The sequence below is a fragment of the Frigoribacterium sp. NBH87 genome, assembly GCF_014217665.1.
GTDB classification, from domain to species: Bacteria; Actinomycetota; Actinomycetes; order Actinomycetales; family Microbacteriaceae; genus Frigoribacterium; species Frigoribacterium endophyticum.
Map to the genome: position 1 here is coordinate 1,059,587 of NZ_CP043650.1, position 16,446 is coordinate 1,076,032.

Consider the following 16,446-nt stretch of genomic DNA (forward strand, 5'->3'; position numbering starts at 1 on the left):
TCTCGCCGTGCGCGAACACGGCGGGAGGGGCCCTCTCCCGGTGGGGCGGGCTCGGCTCAGCGGCCGAACTCGAAGGCGGCGCCGGGGATCGCCTCGAGCAGCTCCCGCGTGTACTGCTGCGACGGGTTCGCGAAGATCTCGTCGGTGGTGCCGGACTCGACGATGCGGCCCTTCTGCATCACGCAGACGTTGTCGGCGATCAGCCGGACGACCGCGAGGTCGTGCGTGATGAACAGGTAGGTGAGGCCGAGCTCCGTCTGGAGGTCGGTGAGCAGGTCGAGCACCTGGCCCTGCACGAGCACGTCGAGCGCGGAGACGGCCTCGTCGAGCACGATCACGTCGGGCTTGAGCGCGAGCGCCCTCGCGACGGCGATGCGCTGCCGCTGGCCGCCCGAGAGCTCGCCCGGGTAGCGGTTGACCATGGAGACCGGCAGCGAGACCTGGTTCAGCAGCTCGTGCACGCGCGCCTGACGGCTCTTGCGGTCACCGATCCCGTGCGTGACGAGGGGCTCGGCGATCGTGTTGCCCACGCTGTACATCGGGTCGAGGGAGCCGTACGGGTCCTGGAAGACCGGCTGCACCCGACGACGGAAGTCGAAGAGGTCCTTGCCGCGGAGGGCTCCGACGCTCTTGCCGTCGATCGAGACCGTGCCCGAGGTGATGCTCTCCAGCTGCAGGACGAGCTTGGCGACGGTGGACTTGCCCGACCCCGACTCGCCCACGAGGGCCGTCGTCGTGCCGCGCGGGATGCTGAACGACACGTCGTCCACCGCCCGCAGCTCGGTCGTCTTGAAGCCGCCCTGGCGGATCGCGTAGACCTTCGAGAGGTTCTCGACCCGGATGTAGTCCGCGTCGGCCTTCCCGGCCTCCTCGCGCTGGCGCGCCCGGGCCATCAGCTCGGCGTCGTCGGCGCCCTCGTCGGAGATCTCGAGGCCGTGGGAGTGGCTCGGCGCGATGCTCGACTGGATGCGCTGGCTCGCGAGGCTCGGTGCGGCCGCCACCAGGCGCTGCGTGTAGGGGTGCTGCGGGTTGGCCAGGATCTCCTTCGAGGGCCCGGACTCGACGACGCGGCCCTTGTACATCACGACCAGCTTCTCGGCACGCTCGGCAGCGAGGCCGAGGTCGTGCGTGATGAAGAGCACGGAGGTGCCGTAGTCGCGGGTCAGGCTCTCGAGGTGGTCGAGGATGCGTCGCTGCACGGTCACGTCGAGGGCCGAGGTCGGCTCGTCGGCGATGAGCAGCTTCGGGCGCGACGACAGGCCGATGCCGATCAGCACGCGCTGGCGCATGCCGCCCGAGAACTGGTGCGGGAACTGCTTGAGGCGCTGGTCGGCGTCGCCGAGCCCGGCCTCCTTCAGCACCTCGATCGCCCGCTCGCGGACGGCCTGCTTGCCGGTCGCGACGCCGTTGGCCCGGATGGCCTCCTCGACCTGGAAGCCGATGCTCCAGACCGGGTTGAGGTTCGACATCGGGTCTTGCGGGACGTAGCCGATGTCGCGGCCGCGGATGGCCTGCATCTCGGCGGCGCTGGCCTTCGTGAGGTCCTTGCCCTCGAACAGGATCTGACCGCCGGTGACCTCGCCCGCGCCGGGGAGCAGGTCGATGATCGACGTCGCGGTGGTCGACTTGCCCGAGCCCGACTCGCCGACGATGGCCAGGCGCTCGCCCGGCATCATCGTGAAGTCGACGCCGCGGACGGCGTCCACGTAGCCCGACTGGGTCTTGAAGCCGATCTTGAGGCCCTTGATCTCGAGCAGGGGTGTCGTCGAGGAGGCGCGGGCCGGCTCGGGACGGGTGGAGGTGTCGGTCATCGACGAGCCCTCGCCTTCGGGTCGAGGGCGTCGCGCACGACGTCGCCCATCATGAGGAACGACAGGACCGTCACCGACAGCGCGGCGGCGGGCCAGATCAGGGGCATCGGGGCGACGCGGAGCGACGAGCGGGCCGCGTCGATGTCGTTGCCCCACGACATGACGCCGCTGGGGAGGCCGATGCCGAGGAAGCTCAGCGTCGCCTCGGCCACGATGAACGTGCCGAGCGAGACGGTGGCGACGACGATCACCGGGGTGATCGCGTTCGGCACCACGTGACGCAGCAGGATGCGGAAGCGCGAGACGCCGAGGGCCGTCGAGGCCATCACGTAGTCGCTGCTCTTCGCGCCGAGCACGGAACCGCGCATGATGCGCGCGATCTGCGGCCAGGCGAAGAGCGACAGCACGAGGGCGACCGTCAGCGGCGTGCGCGAGGGCAGCACTGACATGAGCACGATCGCGCCGAGCACGGTGGGGATGGCGAAGAAGATGTCGCCGATGCGCGACACGACGGCGTCGAGCCACCCGCCGTAGTAGCCGGCGAGCGAACCGATGACGATGCCGACGACGGTGACGATGACCGTGGCGAGGAGGCCCACCGTGAGGGAGGCGCGGGTGCCGTAGATCACACGGGCGTAGACGTCGAGCCCCTGGAGCGTGAAGCCCATGGGGTGCCCGGACTCCGGGCCGCCGTTGCTGTCGGGGAGGCTCGCCCCGCTGGTGGGCGAGGTCGACGTGAACAGCTGCGGGAAGACCGCGACGACGATGACCAGGAGGATCAGCACCGCGGAGATCCAGAACAGGGGCCGGGTCTTCATCGCGTCCCACGCGTCGTCCCAGCTCGAGCGGGGCTTCTCCGACTCGTCGACGGCGTCGACGGCGCGGAGCGGCGTGTCCTCGAGCGGCGCGACGAAGTGGTCGGGCGAGAGGCCGGGGGTCGTGTTACTTGGCATAGCGGATCCTCGGGTCGAGAACGGCGTAGAGCAGGTCGACGAGCAGGTTGGCCAGCATGAAGATGATGACCATGACGGCCACGAACGACACGACGGTCGGGCCCTCGCCGAGCTGGATGGCCCGGTAGACCGTGCCTCCCACGCCCTGGATGTTGAAGATGCCCTCCGTGACGATCGCCCCGACCATCAGCGAGCCGATGTCGACGCCGAGGTACGTGACCACGGGCACGAGCGAGTTGCGGAGGATGTGCACGCCGACGACGCGACGACGCGTGAGGCCCTTGGCCGTCGCCGTGCGGACGAAGTCGGCGCTCATGTTCTCCGAGACGGAGGCGCGGGTGAGCCGGACGATGTACGCGAACGACACCGACGCCAGCACGATCGCCGGGAGGACGAGCTCGCTCCACGGAGCCTGCGAGCTCACGGTCGTCCGGAACAGGCCGAGCTGGATGCCGAAGACGTACTGCAGCACGAAGCCGATGACGAACGTCGGCACGGAGATCAGCAGCAGGGAGACCACGAGGGCGCTGTTGTCGAAGACCTTGCCCTTGCGGAGGCCGGCGACCAGGCCCACGAGGATGCCCGCGACGGCCTCGAAGAGGAGGGCGAGCATCGCGAGGCGGAACGTGATCGGGAAGGCGCGGATCAGCTCGGAGACGACGGGGCGCCCCGAGAAGGTCGTGCCCAGGTCACCGGTGAACAGGCCGCCCACGTAGAGCAGGTACTGGACGATGAACGGCTGGTCGAGGTTGTACTCGGCGCGGATCGCGGCGATGACCTGCGGCGACGGCTGCTTGTCGCCGAAGAGGGCCGCCACCGGGTCGCCGGGGAGGGCGAAGACCATGAAGTAGATGAGGAACGTCGCCCCGAAGAAGACGGGGATCAGCTGGAGGAGGCGCCGGCCGGTGTACCAGAGCATCAGGCCGCCTCGGATTTCTGCGCGTGCATTGATCGATGTCGCAATCGTGTGGAGGTGGGGGTGGACGCCCGCCGGGGGGCCCGAGGCAGGATCATCCTGCCCCGGACCCCCCGGGAGCGCTGTGGGGAGCGGGCTCCCCGGTGTACGACCTAGCTCTTGGTGACCTCGTAGAAGAGGGGCACCGAGTTCCAGCCGAACTCCACGTTGTCGACGGTGTCGGCCCAGACGCCGGTCACGTTCGAGTACCAGAGCGGCACGACGGGCAGGTCCTTGAACAGGACCTCCTGCGCCTCCTGGAAGTCGGCCGTGGCGTCGTCGGCGCTCGTCGCGGCGGCACCCTGCTCGAGCAGGCCGTCGAACTCGGTGCTGGTGTAGCGGCCGTAGTTCGAGCCGGCACCGGTCTGGTACAGCGGCGACAGGAAGTTGTACAGCGACGGGTAGTCGGCCTGCCAGCCGGAGCGGAAGGCACCGTCCATGGCGTCGTTGTCCTCGTCGTCGAGCAGCTCGGCGAAGGTGGCGTACGACTTGCCCTCGGCCTTGATGCCGAGCGTGTCGGCGATGCTGTTCGTCGCGGCGTCGACCCAGTTCTGGTGGCCGCCGTCAGCGTTGTAGGCGAGCGTGAAGGTGGTGTCGCCGTAGGGGGCGATCGCCTCGGCCTGGGCCCAGAGGTCCTTGGCCTCCTCAGCGTCGTAGGTCAGGACGTCGGAGCCCTCGAGGTCGTCCGAGTAGCCGTCGATGACCGGCGAGGTGAAGTCCTTCGCGGGGGTGCGGGTGTCCTGGAAGATCACCTTCGTGATGTCGTCGCGGTTGATCGCCTTGGAGATCGCCGCGCGACGCAGCTTGCCCTCCTCCGTCGTGCCGTCGAAGTGCTCGAGGTACTGGGGGATGGTGAACGACTGGAAGATCGCCGCGGGCTGGTTGGCGAAGCGGTCCGGGAAGTCGCTCTGGTAGGAGGCGAACTGCGAGTCCGGCACCTGGTCGAGGATGTCGAGGTTGCCCGAGAGCACGTCGGCGTACGCCGCGTCCTGCGTCGTGTAGAACGTGATCGTCAGGCCGCCGTTGACGGGCTTGCGCGGGCCGTCGTAGTCGGAGTTGGTGACGAGCTTGATGTCCTGGTTGTGCGTCCAGGCGTCGGCGCTCGCCAGCTTGTACGGGCCGTTGCCGATCGGGTTCTCGCCGAAGGCCTCGGTGTCGTCGTAGAACGACTCGGGCAGGGGCGAGAAGGCGCTGTAGCCGAGGCGCAGCGGCCAGTCGGCGGCGGGGGCGGCGAGCTCGGCCGTGAACTCGGTGTCGCTGACCACGGTCAGGGCGAGGTCGCTGTCGGCCTCGGCGCTGTAGCCCGAGATGTTGTCGAAGAAGTAGCTGGCGCTCTGCGCGTTCGAGAACTGGGCGGCCCAGTTCCAGGCCTTCGTGAAGGACTCCGCCGTGACGGGGGTGCCGTCGGTGAAGGTCTGGCCCTCCTTGAGCTTGATGGTCCAGAGCTTGTTGTCGTCCGACTCGATCGACTCGGCCGCGTCCATCTCGGTCGCGCCCTTCGCGTTGTACGAGACGAGCCCGGCGAAGACGGAGTCGATGATCTTGCCGCCACCGGTCTCGGTGGTGTTCGACGGGATCAGCGGGTTCTGCGGCTCGCTGCCGTTGGTGGTGATGATGGCGCTGGAGTCGCCCGAGGCGGAGTCGCCCGAGTCCCCACCGCTGGCGCAGCCCGTGAGGACGAGTGCTGCCGTCCCCACGACGGCGATGGCCCCGAGGCCCATGCGCGTCTTCTTCAATGTTCCTCCTGATGCAAGAAAGGACGCAGCACAGCCCCCATGAGCCGTGCCGCGTTGGATGCAAGTACCCTAAGCACCGCCCGGAGGCATCACCAAACCTCACGGAGAACGGTTACACGACGGAAACCAACTCGCCGATTCGTTGCGTCGACGCACAGTTCGTTGCGCGTGGGGCCTGCATCTCGCATGGATCTGCTGCGAGGAATCCCCGAGGCTGCCGCTATCATCCCCGGCCCCGCACGACAGGTGTGGCCGTCCCGTACGATCAGCCGCGTGAGCGACGTGACGAGGGCCCGGCTGTCCGACGACGGCGGGCTGCCCTCCCGAGGGCGCGTGCGGGCCGAGATCGCGATCGTCCTCGCCCTGTCGCTCGGCGCCTCCGCGGTGTACTCGCTCCTGTCGCTGGCGAACCGGCTGACCCGCGACGTCGCCCTCTCGCAGCAGACCGCGACGCTCAACTCGTCGCTCAGCGACCGGCCGGTCTTCGACCTGCTCTACCAGCTGATGGGCATCGCCGTCGACCTCGTCCCGGTGCTGCTGGTGGCCTTCCTGCTCTGGCGGGAGGCCCGGCCGCACCTCGGCCGTCTCGGGGTCGACTTCTCGCGCGCGGGCCGCGACGTCGCGGGCGGAGCGGGCATCGCCCTCGCGATCGGCGTGCCGGGCATCGGCCTCTACCTCGTCGGGAAGGCCCTCGACCTCACGGTGACCGTGGTGCCCACCGACCTCGCGCAGCACTGGTGGACGGTGCCGGTGCTGCTGCTCTCGGCCCTGCGCGCCGGCGTCACCGAGGAGGTCATCGTCGTCGCCTACCTCTTCGCGCGCCTCCGCGACCTCGGCTGGCGGACCTGGCCCATCATCGTCACGGCGGCCCTGCTCCGGGGCACGTACCACCTGTACCAGGGGTTCGGCGCGTTCGTCGGCAACCTCGTGATGGGGCTGGCCTTCGGCTGGCTGTACGCGCGCACCGGGCGCGTGCTGCCGCTCGTCGTCGCGCACGTGCTGATGGACGCCGCGGTCTTCGTGGGCTACCCGTGGGCCGCCGCGACCTTCCCCTCGTTCTTCGGCCTGCCGAGCTGACGACGGCGCCCCGGCCGCTCCGCTCTCGCGGGGCGGCCGGGGCGCCGTCGGGCGGGGACGCGGTCGGTGGGCGCGGACGGCGCCTAGGCGAACGCCTCCACCGGCGGGCAGGCGCAGAACAGGTTGCGGTCGCCCCAGGCCTGGTCGATGCGGCGCACCGGCGGCCAGTACTTGCCGCGCACGAGCGACCGGACGGGGTAGACGGCCTCGTCGCGGGTGTAGTCGCGCGACCACTCCCCCGAGATGACCGACTCCGCCGTGTGCGGCGCGCCGCGCAGCGGGCTCTCCTCCACCGACCAGCGACCGGCGGCGACCTGGTCGGCCTCCGCCTTGATGGCGATCATCGCGTCGACGAAGCGGTCGATCTCGGCGAGGTCCTCGCTCTCGGTCGGCTCGACCATCAGCGTGCCGGCGACCGGGAACGACATCGTCGGCGAGTGGAAGCCGTAGTCGACCAGGCGCTTCGCGACGTCGTCGACCGTCACGCCGGTGGCGTCGCGGAGCGGGCGCAGGTCGAGGATGCACTCGTGCGCCACGAGGCCGTTCTCGCCCGAGTACAGCACCGGGTAGTGCTCGCGCAGGCGGGCGGCGACGTAGTTCGCGGCGAGCACGGCGGCGCCGGTCGCGGCGGTGAGGCCCTCCGTGCCCATCATCCGGACGTAGGTCCAGCTGATCGGCAGGATGCTCGGCGACCCGTAGGGGGCGCTCGAGACGGGGACGCCCCCGTGTGCGAGGCGCTCGCCCGCACCGGCGGCGGAGGCGCCGGTTCGGCGGTCGGCCTGCTGCGCGAGCGGGTGGCCGGGCAGGAACGGCGCGAGGTGCGCCTTCGCCGCGACCGGCCCGACCCCGGGGCCGCCGCCGCCGTGGGGGATGCAGAACGTCTTGTGGAGGTTGAGGTGCGAGACGTCGCCCCCGAACTCGCCGAAGCGCGCGACGCCGAGCAGGGCGTTGAGGTTCGCGCCGTCGACGTAGACCTGGCCGCCGGCCGCGTGGACGGCGTCGGTGACCTCGCGGATGTCGTGCTCGTAGACGCCGTGCGTCGACGGGTACGTGATCATCAGCGCGGCGAGGTCGTCGGCGTGCTCGGCGACCTTGGCCCGCAGGTCGGCGAGGTCGACGTCGCCCTGTTCGTTGCAGGCGACGACGACGACGCGGAGGCCCGCGAGGACGGCGCTGGCGGCGTTCGTGCCGTGCGCGCTCTGCGGGATGAGGCAGACCGTGCGGGCGAGGTCGCCGTTCGCGCGGTGGTACCCGCGGATCGCGAGGAGGCCGGCGAGCTCGCCCTGGCTGCCCGCGTTCGGCTGCAGCGAGACGGTGTCGTAGCCGGTGACCTCCGCGAGCCAGCCCTCGAGCTGACCGATCATCTCGAGGTAGCCCTCGACGTCGGAGGCCGGGGCGAACGGGTGGACCCCGGCGAACTCCGGCCAGGTCACCGCGGCCATCTCGGTCGCGGCGTTGAGCTTCATCGTGCAGCTGCCGAGGGGGATCATGCCGCGGTCGAGCGCGTAGTCCTTGTCGGCGAGGTGCTTGAGGTAGCGCATCATGCTGGTCTCGCTGCGGTGGGTGCGGAAGACCGGGTGCGTCAGGTAGTCCGAGGTGCGGAGGGCCGCCTCGGGCAGGACCTCGACCCGCGCCGCCGCGTCGAGCGGGGGCAGCGTGACGCCGAGCACGTCGGCCACCACCGCGACGTCGTCGCGGGTGGTCGTCTCGTCGAACGAGAAGCGCACGCAGTCGTCGTCGACGGCCCAGAGCAGGTAGCCGCGCTCGTGGGCGCTGGCGACGACCTCCCGGGCCCGGCCGGGCACGAAGACCTGCAGGGTGTCGAAGAACGTGTCGCGCTCGAGCTCGAGGTCGCTGGCCGCGATCGCCGCGGCGAGGTCGACGGCGTGGTCGTGCACGCGCCCGGCGATGTGCCGGAGGCCCCACGGGCCGTGGTAGACCGCGTACATCGAGGCCATCACGGCGAGCAGCACCTGGGCGGTGCAGATGTTCGAGGTCGCCTTCTCGCGGCGGATGTGCTGCTCGCGCGTCTGGAGGCTGAGCCGGTAGGCGGGGTGCCCCTCGGCGTCCTGCGAGACGCCGACGAGGCGCCCGGGCAGCTGACGCTCGAGACCGGTGCGGACGGCCATGTAGCCCGCGTGCGGGCCCCCGAAGCCCATGGGCACGCCGAAGCGCTGGCTCGTGCCGACGGCGACGTCGGCGCCGAACTCGCCGGGCGCCCGCAGCAGGGTCATCGCGAGCAGGTCGGCGGCGACGACCGCGAGGCCCCCGGCCGCGTGGGCTGCCTCGACGACGGGCTCAGGGTCCCACACGGCGCCCGAGGCGCCGGGGTACTGCACGAAGACGCCGAAGGCGGCCGGCAGGTCGGCGGGCGCGGTCGTCGCGAGGTCGAGCTCGACGATCTCGACGCCGACGGCCTCGGCCCGACCGGCCAGCAGCGCCTTCGTCTGCGGCAGCGCGTCCGCGTCGACGACGAAGACGTCGCTCGGCGCCTTCGACGCGCGGCGGGCGAGCAGCATGCCCTCGACGACGGCCGTGCCCTCGTCGAGCATCGACGCGTTGGCGGTCGTCAGGCCGGTCAGCTCGGAGACCATGGTCTGGAAGTTGATCAGGGCCTCGAGGCGGCCCTGCGAGATCTCGGGCTGGTACGGCGTGTAGGCCGTGTACCAGCTCGGGTTCTCGAGCACGTTGCGGCGGATCACGGCCGGGGTCACGGTGTCGTGGTACCCGAGGCCGATCATGCTGCGGGAGGCGCGGTTGCGGTCGGCGAGCCCGCGGAGCTCGGCCAGCGCCTCCTCCTCGCCGATCGGGGCGGGCAGCACCGAGCCCTCGACGGCGGACGCGTGGATGCTGTCGGGCACCGCGGCGCTCACGAGCGAGGCGACGCTGTCGTGCCCCAGCACGTCGAGCATGGCGCGCTGCTCGGCCGTGGTCGTGCCGACGTGGCGGTCGACGAAGCCCGTCGCGGCGCGGTCGGACCAGTCGCCGAACACGCTGCCCTCGGTCACGGCGCTCATTCGGCGGTCAGGGCGACGTACTCGTCGCGCGAGAGGAGGCCGACCTGGTCGTTCGACGACAGGGTGATCTTGATCAGCCAGCCCTCGCCGAACGGGTCGCTGTTGACGAGGTCGGGGCTGTCGACGACGGCCTGGTTCGCCTCGAGCACGGTGCCGAGCGCGGGGGCGAAGAGCTCGCCGACCGACTTGGTCGACTCGATCTCGCCGACGACCTTGCCGGTCTCGACCTCGGTGCCCTCGGCGGGCAGGTCGACGTAGACGACGTCGCCGAGCTTGTCGGCCGCGTAGTCGGTGATGCCGACGGTGGCGGTGTCGCCGTCGATGAGCAGCCACTCGTGCTCAGAGGTGTACTTCAGGGCGGTGAGGTCGGTCATGGCCGGGCCTTTCGTGGGGGCCGTCGTGCGACGGAGGCGGGGGCTGGGGTCGTGGGGGCGGTGCGGGAGGGCGGTGCGGGAGGCGCGGTGCCGGCCGGGCGGGCCGGCCGCGGGCGAGCGAGCGGCCGGGCTAGGAGCGCTTGTAGAACGGCAGCGGGACGACCGCCGCCGGGATCGCCGTGCCGCGCACGTCGACGGCGAGGCCGTGGCCCCGCTCGACGACCTCGGGGTCGACGAACGCCATGGCGACGGGGTGTCCGAGGGTCGGCGACAGAGCCCCCGAGGTGACCTCGCCGACGACCGTGCCGTCGTCGGTGACCACCGGGTAGCCGGCGCGGGCGGCGCGGCGGCCCTCGAGCGCGAGGCCGACGAGCACGCGGGCGTCGGGCGCGGGCTCGACGCCGGCCTTGCCGACGAACTCCTTCGAGGTGTCGACGACGCGGCCGAGCCCGGCCTGGGCGGGTCGCACGTCGAGGCCGAGCTCGTGCCCGTAGAGCGGCATGCCGGCCTCGAGGCGGAGGGTGTCGCGGCTGGCGAGGCCCGCGGGGACGACGCCGCGGGGCGCGCCGGCCTCGGCGAGCGCCGCCCACAGCTCAGGTGCGGTCTCGGGGTCGAGGTAGAGCTCGAAGCCGTCCTCGCCGGTGTAGCCGGTGCGGGCGATCAGGACGGGGGCGTCGTCGAACGTGCCCTGCAGCACGCGGTAGTAGCGGAGGGTCGACAGCGGCGCGTCGGGCTGGAGGCGGTCGCTCGTGACCAGCTCGTCGAGGACGCCCTCGGCCTCGGGCCCCTGGATCGCGATCAGCGCGGTGTCGTCGCTCTCGTCGTCGACCGTGACGTCGAAGCCGGAGGCGCGGGTCGCGAGGGCGGAGAAGGCCGCGTCGCGGTTCGAGGCGTTGGCCACGACGAGGAAGTCGTCGTCGTCGAGCCGGTACACGACCAGGTCGTCGACGATGCCGCCCTCGGCGCTGAGCAGCAGCGAGTACTTCGCGCGGCCGACCGCGATGGTCGAGAGGGTGCCGGCCAGCGCCCGGTCGAGGAAGGCCCCGGCCTCGGGGCCGGAGACGGCGATCTCGGCCATGTGCGAGAGGTCGAAGAGGCCGGCGGCGGTGCGCACGGCGTGGTGCTCGGCGAGGTCGGAGCTGTAGCGGACGGGCATCTGCCAGCCGGCGAAGTCGGTGAAGCTCGCGCCCGCCGCCACGTGGACGTCGTGCAGCGGGCTCAGCCGCTCGTCGGGCTCGTCGGCGGCGAGCGCCTCGGCCTCCGCGCCGTCGACGACCTCGAGGTCGCCGGCGCCCGGACCGGTCGCGACCCCCTCGGTGCCGTCGTCGCCGGTGACGACGTCGCCGACGGCCTCCGCGCCGACGGGGGGCTCGGGCTCGAGCTCGTCGTCGACGAGGTCGGCGTCGGTGGGGCCTGGGGCGGCGGGCAGGTTCGAGGACGCGTCGGACATCGGACTCCTGGAGGGACGGCCCGGCCGCGGGTGTCGCCGGCCGGGAGCGATGCCGTGCAGCACCTGCACGACGGGGTGGGCAGCGGCCAGCGTCGCTGGTCGCGGCTCCCCCTCTGTCATGGGCCTGAGAGCTTCACCGACCGAGGTCGGCTTTCACCGTGGGCGAGGAGGACGTCGGCCGACCTGACGACGGCGCGGTGCCTCCTGCTTTTCAGAGTGGCCAGTCCGTCGCGGTACGCGTACCTGAGAGATTGGCGGGGAGCTTGCTCCTTCGGTGCCCGGTCGGCGCAGCATCTGCGCACCGGAGCTCTCCCGCGACGTGTTCGTGGCCCGATGTTCGGTTGTGGGGGGCAGCCTACAGGCGGCGTGTGACGAGCAGGTTTCGTGGGGGCGAGCGGCTCAGCCGAGCCGGGCGGCCAGCCAGCGCACCGCGCCGGCCTCGTCGACGTAGGCCTCGTCGTCCTCCGCAGCCGCCGCGGCCCGGAGGGTCTCGCGGAACGCCGGCCCCGGCGTCAGCCCGGCGTCGATGAGGTGGCGCCCCGTAAGCAGGCCGCGCCCCGGCGTCGGCGGCGTCGCCGCGGAGACCTCCCGCCAGGCGTCGGCGGCCCCCCGACGGGACGCCCCGGCCCGCCCGCCCGCGTCGGCGTCGACGACCCGCGCCCAGTCGTCGAGCCCGGCCGGGGCGAGCCGTCGGCGCAGCCGTCGCACGGCGGGGCCGGAGGGACGCCCCGGCACCGAGACGTGGGTCATGTGCTCGCGGACCACCGGCAGCACCCGCTCCACGACGGCGCGGGGCGCCCCCATCGCGGCGAGCGTGCGCCGGGCGGGGTCGACCCCGGCCTCGGCGTGCCCGAGCGACCGCACGCGCCCGTCGTCGCCGAGCTGCGTGTGCGTGGCCTTGCCGAGGTCGTGCAGCAGGGCCCCGAGCACGGCCACCTCACGGTCGGCCGGGGCGGTGCCCTCCTCCTCGGCGGCCGTGGCCGCGGCGCGGGCCGCCAGCCCGAGGTGGGTCCACACGTCGCCCTCGGGGTGCCAGGCGGGGTCCTGCGGCACGTCGCGCACGGCCGCGAGGTCGGGCCACCGCGCGAGCCAGCCGGTCTGCTCCAGGGCGACCAGCGCCTCCGGCCAGTGGACCGCCCGGCGGGCGAGCTTCCGCCACTCGGCCCAGATCCGCTCGACGGGCAGGTCGGCCGCGGCGGGCAGCAGCTCGCGGCAGAGGGCGGCCGTCTCCGCGGCGACCGCGAAGCCGAGCCGGCCGGCCAGCTGCACGACGCGGAGGCCGCGCAGCGGGTCGTCGCCGAAGTGCTCGGAGACGTGCCTCAGCACGCCGCGCGCGAGGTCGGCCTCGCCGCCGTGCGGGTCGACGAGCTCGTGCGAGACCGGGTCCCAGGCGATGGCGCCGACGGTCAGGTCGCGACGGGCGGCGGCGGCTCGGTCGGCCTCGGCGACGCTCCGGCCCGCCACGAGCGGCTCGACCGACACCTCGACCTCCTCGCCGTCGACGACCACGGAGACGACGAGGAAGGCCGCGCCGCGGACGGCGACGGGGCCGAGCGGGGCGAGCGCGGCCCCGAGCACCTCGGTCGACACGTCGCCGTGCGCCTCGAGGTCGAGGTCGCGGGGAGGCTCGGGCGGCAGGCCGCGCCGCTCGGCGAGCAGCGCGTCGCGCACGGTGCCGCCCACCACGAGGGGGCGGAGGCCGAGGTCCGTCAGCACGCCGACGACGGCCGAGGAGGCGCGGGTCGGCACGACGAGGCCCGGTGCGGCCCGGCGGCCGCCCGCGTCGGTCACGCCAGGGGGCCGGTGAAGCGGCCGGGGAACGGCACCGGCACGTCGTCGCGCTCGTCGGCCGCGAGCACCGCGTCGCGCACGTGCGCCATGAGCACGGCGATGTCGGGCGGGAGCTGGGCCTGCGAGGCGCCCCCGTCGTCGACGACCTCGTCGAGCACGAGCACGCGCACCCCGGCGAGCAGCTCGGGCGGCGAGGGCACGGCCACGTACGTCGTGCCCGGCAGCAGCAGCCACTCACGCTGCCAGGGCTGCGACGAGAGCGCCGAGAGGTCGCGGCCCGTGCGCGTGACGACGGCGACGAGCGTCGGCCAGCCGAGGTTGTCGGAGGCCACCAGCGGGTCGAGGCTCGCGGGCGTCGGCACCGTGACGCGGAACGGCGTCGCGGGCAGCGCCTCCTCCGCGCTCGAGCGGAAGACGACCGCGGGCGACGGGGGCATCGCGAGGGCGGCGGAGACGACGTCGGTGGGCTGCGGCGTGGCGGAGGTCATGGTGCGCCGATCCTGCCACGGACGACGCCCCGGCCGCGGGGTCGCGGTCGGGGCGTCGGGGAGGTCGAGCCGGGGCGTCAGGCCTGGGCGGGCGTGCCGGGCTGCCCGGGCTCGGGCGAGCCGGCGGCCTGGTGGGCCGCCACCAGCGCGCGGACGTCGCCGGCGAGCTGGGCCACGCCCTCGGGCAGCATCTCGAAGCCCTCGGCGTTGCCGGGGTTCACGACGAGGCCGGTCTGGGCCGGGATGGCCTGCACGAGCTCGGCGGCGGGCAGCACGGCCGTGTACTGCGCCACGCCCTTCACCTGCTCGCCGACCATGTCGACGTGGGTGAAGGCGGCGAGCATCGGCGTGCCCTCGCGGTCGAACAGCACGGGCTGCAGGTCGTTGAGGGACTCCTGGGCGTCGGTCGCGGTGGGCACCACGACCTGCGAGTTGACGAACTCGGCGAGGACGGAGTTCATGTCTCCCTCCCCTGCCTGGCCCTTGCTGATGGCCTGCTCGAGGGCGGTCGGTTCGCGGTTCTCCGTAGCGGTCATCCGTCGATCCTGCCCGGTCGACCTCCGAGTCGGCTCCGTGAGGTCGGCGCGTCAGCCGACCCGCGCCTCCGACCGGCCCGCCACGACCGTCGCGTCGCGGTCGTCGTCGCGGTGCACGCGGGTGACGAGTCCGGCCGCGGCCAGCAGGGCCTCCGTGGCGTCGGCCTGCGCCTCGCTCGTCTCGACCAGGAGGCTGCCGCCGGGGGCGAGCCAGGCCCGCGCCTCCCCCGCGATCCTCCGGTGCAGGTCGAGCCCGTCGGCGCCGCCGTCGAGGGCGAGCACGGACTCGTGGAGGCGCGCCTCGGGCGGCATCGTCGCGATCGCGCCCGTCGGGACGTACGGCGCGTTGGCGACCAGCACGTCGACCCGGCCGAGGAGGCGCGGGGGCAGCGGCCGGAACAGGTCGCCCTCGAGCACCGACGCGCGGTCGCCGAGGGTGAGCCGGGCACGGGCGACCGCCGCGGGGTCGAGGTCGGCCGCCACGAGGTCGAGGCCGGGGCGGCGGTGCAGCAGGGCCGCGGAGACGGCGGCGACGCCGCAGCAGAGCTCGACGACGACGGGGCGGGCGGGGGCGCCGCGGCGGACGGGGGCTCCGGCGCCCGTGCCGTCGAGGAGGGCGTCGGCGACGTCGACGAGCAGCTCGGTGCGGCGACGCGGGACGAACACCCCCGGCACGACGGGGACGCGCAGGCCGTCGAAGGACGCCCAGCCGAGCACCTGCTCGAGGGGTTCGCCGGCGACGCGCCGACGGACCATCGCCTCGCGCTCGCCGCCGGTCGCGGCCTCGACGAGCAGCCGGGCCTCGTCCTCCGCGAAGACGCAGCCGGCGGCGCGCAGGCGGTCGACGACGTGCTGCTCGTCGCCCCGCCCCGCCCGCTGTTCGACCACGCCGCCAGCGTAGGCCCCGGGGTGCGGCGGGTCGCTGTCCTCCCCGGCAGTGGTGCGGCGGGTCGCCCTCCTCCCCGGCGGGCCATCGTGGGCCCGCCCACGAGGACGCGGACCCGCCGCACCCCCTGTTCCTCCTGCACCGAGCCCGCACGGGACGGGCCCCGGATCCGCTGATCCACTCCAGAGTGGATCAGCGGATCCAGACCGCCAGGTCCGGACCTCCCCCGGCACCGTGCCCGGCCAGGAGCCCGGGGACGGTCGGCGGGTCGCCGTCCTCCCCGGCGGGCCGGCGCGGGCACGCCCACGAGGACAGGGACCCGCCGCATCGGCACGGCACGCGCACACGCACCGCACCAGGCCCACGCCCGGCGGCGGCGCGGCCGGGCCGCGTAGGCTCGCAGCACCGACGGCACGAGGGAGAACATGAAGCCGCTGACCGAGTCCGACATCCGCGAGTCGTTCGTCAACGCCCTGCCGGGCGACCTGGACCGCCTGCCCATCCCCGGCCTGCACGAGATGCTCTGGAGCGAGCGCGAGTTCCTCGGCTGGCGCGACCCGCAGGCCCACCAGCGCGGCTACATCGTGCACTGGGTCGACGACCGCCCGGTGGGCCTCGTCGTGCGCTCCTCCGGTGCCTCGCTCCGCCCCGGCATCGCGGCGATGTGCTCGCTCTGCCACTCCCCCCAGCCGGCCACGCAGGTGCGGCTCTTCACGGCGCCGAAGGCGGGCGAGGCGGGAGCCAACGGCGACACCGTCGGCACCTACATCTGCGAGGACCTCGCGTGCTCGCTGCTGATCCGGGTCGCGCCGCCGCACCTCAACCCGCCCGAGCAGATCGACCGCCGGGCCGCGGGCCTCACCGAGCGCGTCCGCGGATTCACGGCGAACGTCATGAAGACGGCCTGACCACCGCCCTATCGTCGAGGAGGCGCGGTGCCGGTCGGCACCGCGCCCCACGAACCGCAGAGGGAGACCCCGTGTCCGTCGTCAAGATCAACGCCATCCACGTGCCCGAGGGGGCCGGCTCCGAGCTGGAGTCGCGCTTCGCCGCCCGCAAGCACTCGGTCGACGGGGCCCCCGGCTTCGAGGGGTTCCAGCTGCTCCGCCCCGTCGCGGGCGAGTCGCGGTACTTCGTCGTCACGACCTGGGCCGACGAAGAGTCGTTCCGCGCGTGGTCCGAGACGGGCGCGAAGGCCGCCCACGCCGGGCCTCCCGCGGACGGTGCCGAGGCCCCGCGCCGGCCCGTCGCCTCGGGCGCCGACCTGCTCGAGTTCGAGGTCGTCGACCTCTAGCCCGCGCCTGGGGAACCCCGTCCTCGCCGCGGAACCCTGCCGCGGCGGGGTTCCGCGGCGAGGACGTGGTTCGTCGGC

The 16,446-nt window shown here is 73.2% G+C and carries 14 protein-coding genes and 1 riboswitch; of the genes, 3 read left to right on the forward strand and 11 right to left on the reverse strand.

Annotated elements, in window-relative coordinates; all coding sequences use genetic code 11:
* Positions 1–56: 56 nt before the first annotated feature.
* The 4 genes from F1C15_RS04950 to F1C15_RS04965 form a co-directional block, all read right to left on the reverse strand.
* The gene (locus F1C15_RS04950) at positions 57–1,811 is read right to left on the reverse strand and encodes an ABC transporter ATP-binding protein (protein ID WP_185233317.1); all 1,755 of its coding nucleotides are present in this window, start codon (positions 1,809–1,811) and stop codon (positions 57–59) included.
* Positions 1,808–2,764, reverse strand: a complete 957-nt coding sequence (locus F1C15_RS04955) for an ABC transporter permease (RefSeq protein WP_185233319.1) — start codon at positions 2,762–2,764, stop codon at positions 1,808–1,810. Before F1C15_RS04955 ends, F1C15_RS04950 begins: the two co-directional genes overlap by 4 nt.
* Positions 2,754–3,683, reverse strand: coding sequence for an ABC transporter permease (locus tag F1C15_RS04960; RefSeq protein ID WP_185233321.1), 930 nt, complete (start codon positions 3,681–3,683; stop codon positions 2,754–2,756). The genes F1C15_RS04955 and F1C15_RS04960 overlap by 11 nt, the downstream gene beginning before the upstream one ends.
* A 149-nt stretch (positions 3,684–3,832) precedes the next feature.
* Positions 3,833–5,455 carry an ABC transporter substrate-binding protein gene (locus F1C15_RS04965; RefSeq protein WP_185233323.1) on the reverse strand — a complete coding sequence of 541 codons (1,623 nt, stop codon included), beginning with the start codon at positions 5,453–5,455 and terminating at the stop codon, positions 3,833–3,835.
* A 282-nt stretch (positions 5,456–5,737) separates the two neighbouring features.
* Here F1C15_RS04965 and F1C15_RS04970 point away from each other — a divergent pair, with 282 nt between their 5' ends.
* Positions 5,738–6,532 carry a CPBP family intramembrane glutamic endopeptidase gene (locus F1C15_RS04970; RefSeq protein WP_255465571.1) on the forward strand — a complete coding sequence of 265 codons (795 nt, stop codon included), beginning with the start codon at positions 5,738–5,740 and terminating at the stop codon, positions 6,530–6,532.
* An 83-nt stretch (positions 6,533–6,615) separates the two neighbouring features.
* On the opposite strand, the gene gcvP is transcribed toward F1C15_RS04970, so the two are convergent.
* The 7 genes from gcvP to F1C15_RS05005 all read right to left on the reverse strand — a co-directional run bounded on the left by gcvP (position 6,616) and on the right by F1C15_RS05005 (position 15,076).
* Entirely contained in the window at positions 6,616–9,444 is a 2,829-nt protein-coding gene (gene gcvP / locus F1C15_RS04975; RefSeq protein ID WP_255465572.1) for an aminomethyl-transferring glycine dehydrogenase, read from the reverse strand.
* 101 nt (positions 9,445–9,545) lie between these two features.
* Positions 9,546–9,923 (reverse strand): glycine cleavage system protein GcvH, encoded by a 378-nt coding sequence (gcvH, locus tag F1C15_RS04980; RefSeq protein WP_056056584.1) that lies wholly within the window; start codon positions 9,921–9,923, stop codon positions 9,546–9,548.
* Between the two features lie 130 nt (positions 9,924–10,053).
* The gene (gene gcvT, locus F1C15_RS04985) at positions 10,054–11,373 is read right to left on the reverse strand and encodes a glycine cleavage system aminomethyltransferase GcvT (RefSeq protein ID WP_185233329.1); all 1,320 of its coding nucleotides are present in this window, start codon (positions 11,371–11,373) and stop codon (positions 10,054–10,056) included.
* Positions 11,374–11,594: 221 nt separating this feature from the next.
* A riboswitch (glycine riboswitch) is annotated at positions 11,595–11,698 on the reverse strand.
* A 74-nt stretch (positions 11,699–11,772) separates the two neighbouring features.
* Positions 11,773–13,164 (reverse strand): HD domain-containing protein, encoded by a 1,392-nt coding sequence (locus tag F1C15_RS04990; protein ID WP_185233331.1) that lies wholly within the window; start codon positions 13,162–13,164, stop codon positions 11,773–11,775.
* Complete coding sequence (locus F1C15_RS04995; RefSeq protein WP_056056588.1) at positions 13,161–13,652, reverse strand: hypothetical protein; 492 nt, start codon at positions 13,650–13,652, stop codon at positions 13,161–13,163. The genes F1C15_RS04990 and F1C15_RS04995 overlap by 4 nt, the downstream gene beginning before the upstream one ends.
* A gap of 77 nt (positions 13,653–13,729) precedes the next feature.
* Complete coding sequence (locus F1C15_RS05000; RefSeq protein WP_082514536.1) at positions 13,730–14,188, reverse strand: SseB family protein; 459 nt, start codon at positions 14,186–14,188, stop codon at positions 13,730–13,732.
* Between the two features lie 51 nt (positions 14,189–14,239).
* A complete protein-coding gene (locus F1C15_RS05005; protein WP_185233333.1) occupies positions 14,240–15,076 on the reverse strand; it encodes a putative protein N(5)-glutamine methyltransferase in 837 nt (278 codons plus the stop codon).
* Between the two features lie 423 nt (positions 15,077–15,499).
* Between F1C15_RS05005 and F1C15_RS05010 the strand changes: the two genes are divergently transcribed.
* Positions 15,500–15,982: an FBP domain-containing protein gene (locus tag F1C15_RS05010; RefSeq protein ID WP_056056592.1), complete on the forward strand. Its 483-nt coding sequence runs from the start codon at positions 15,500–15,502 to the stop codon at positions 15,980–15,982.
* A gap of 71 nt (positions 15,983–16,053) precedes the next feature.
* On the forward strand, positions 16,054–16,368 hold the full coding sequence (locus F1C15_RS05015; protein ID WP_185233335.1) for an antibiotic biosynthesis monooxygenase: 315 nt from the start codon (positions 16,054–16,056) through the stop codon (positions 16,366–16,368).
* Positions 16,369–16,446: the final 78 nt, after the last annotated feature.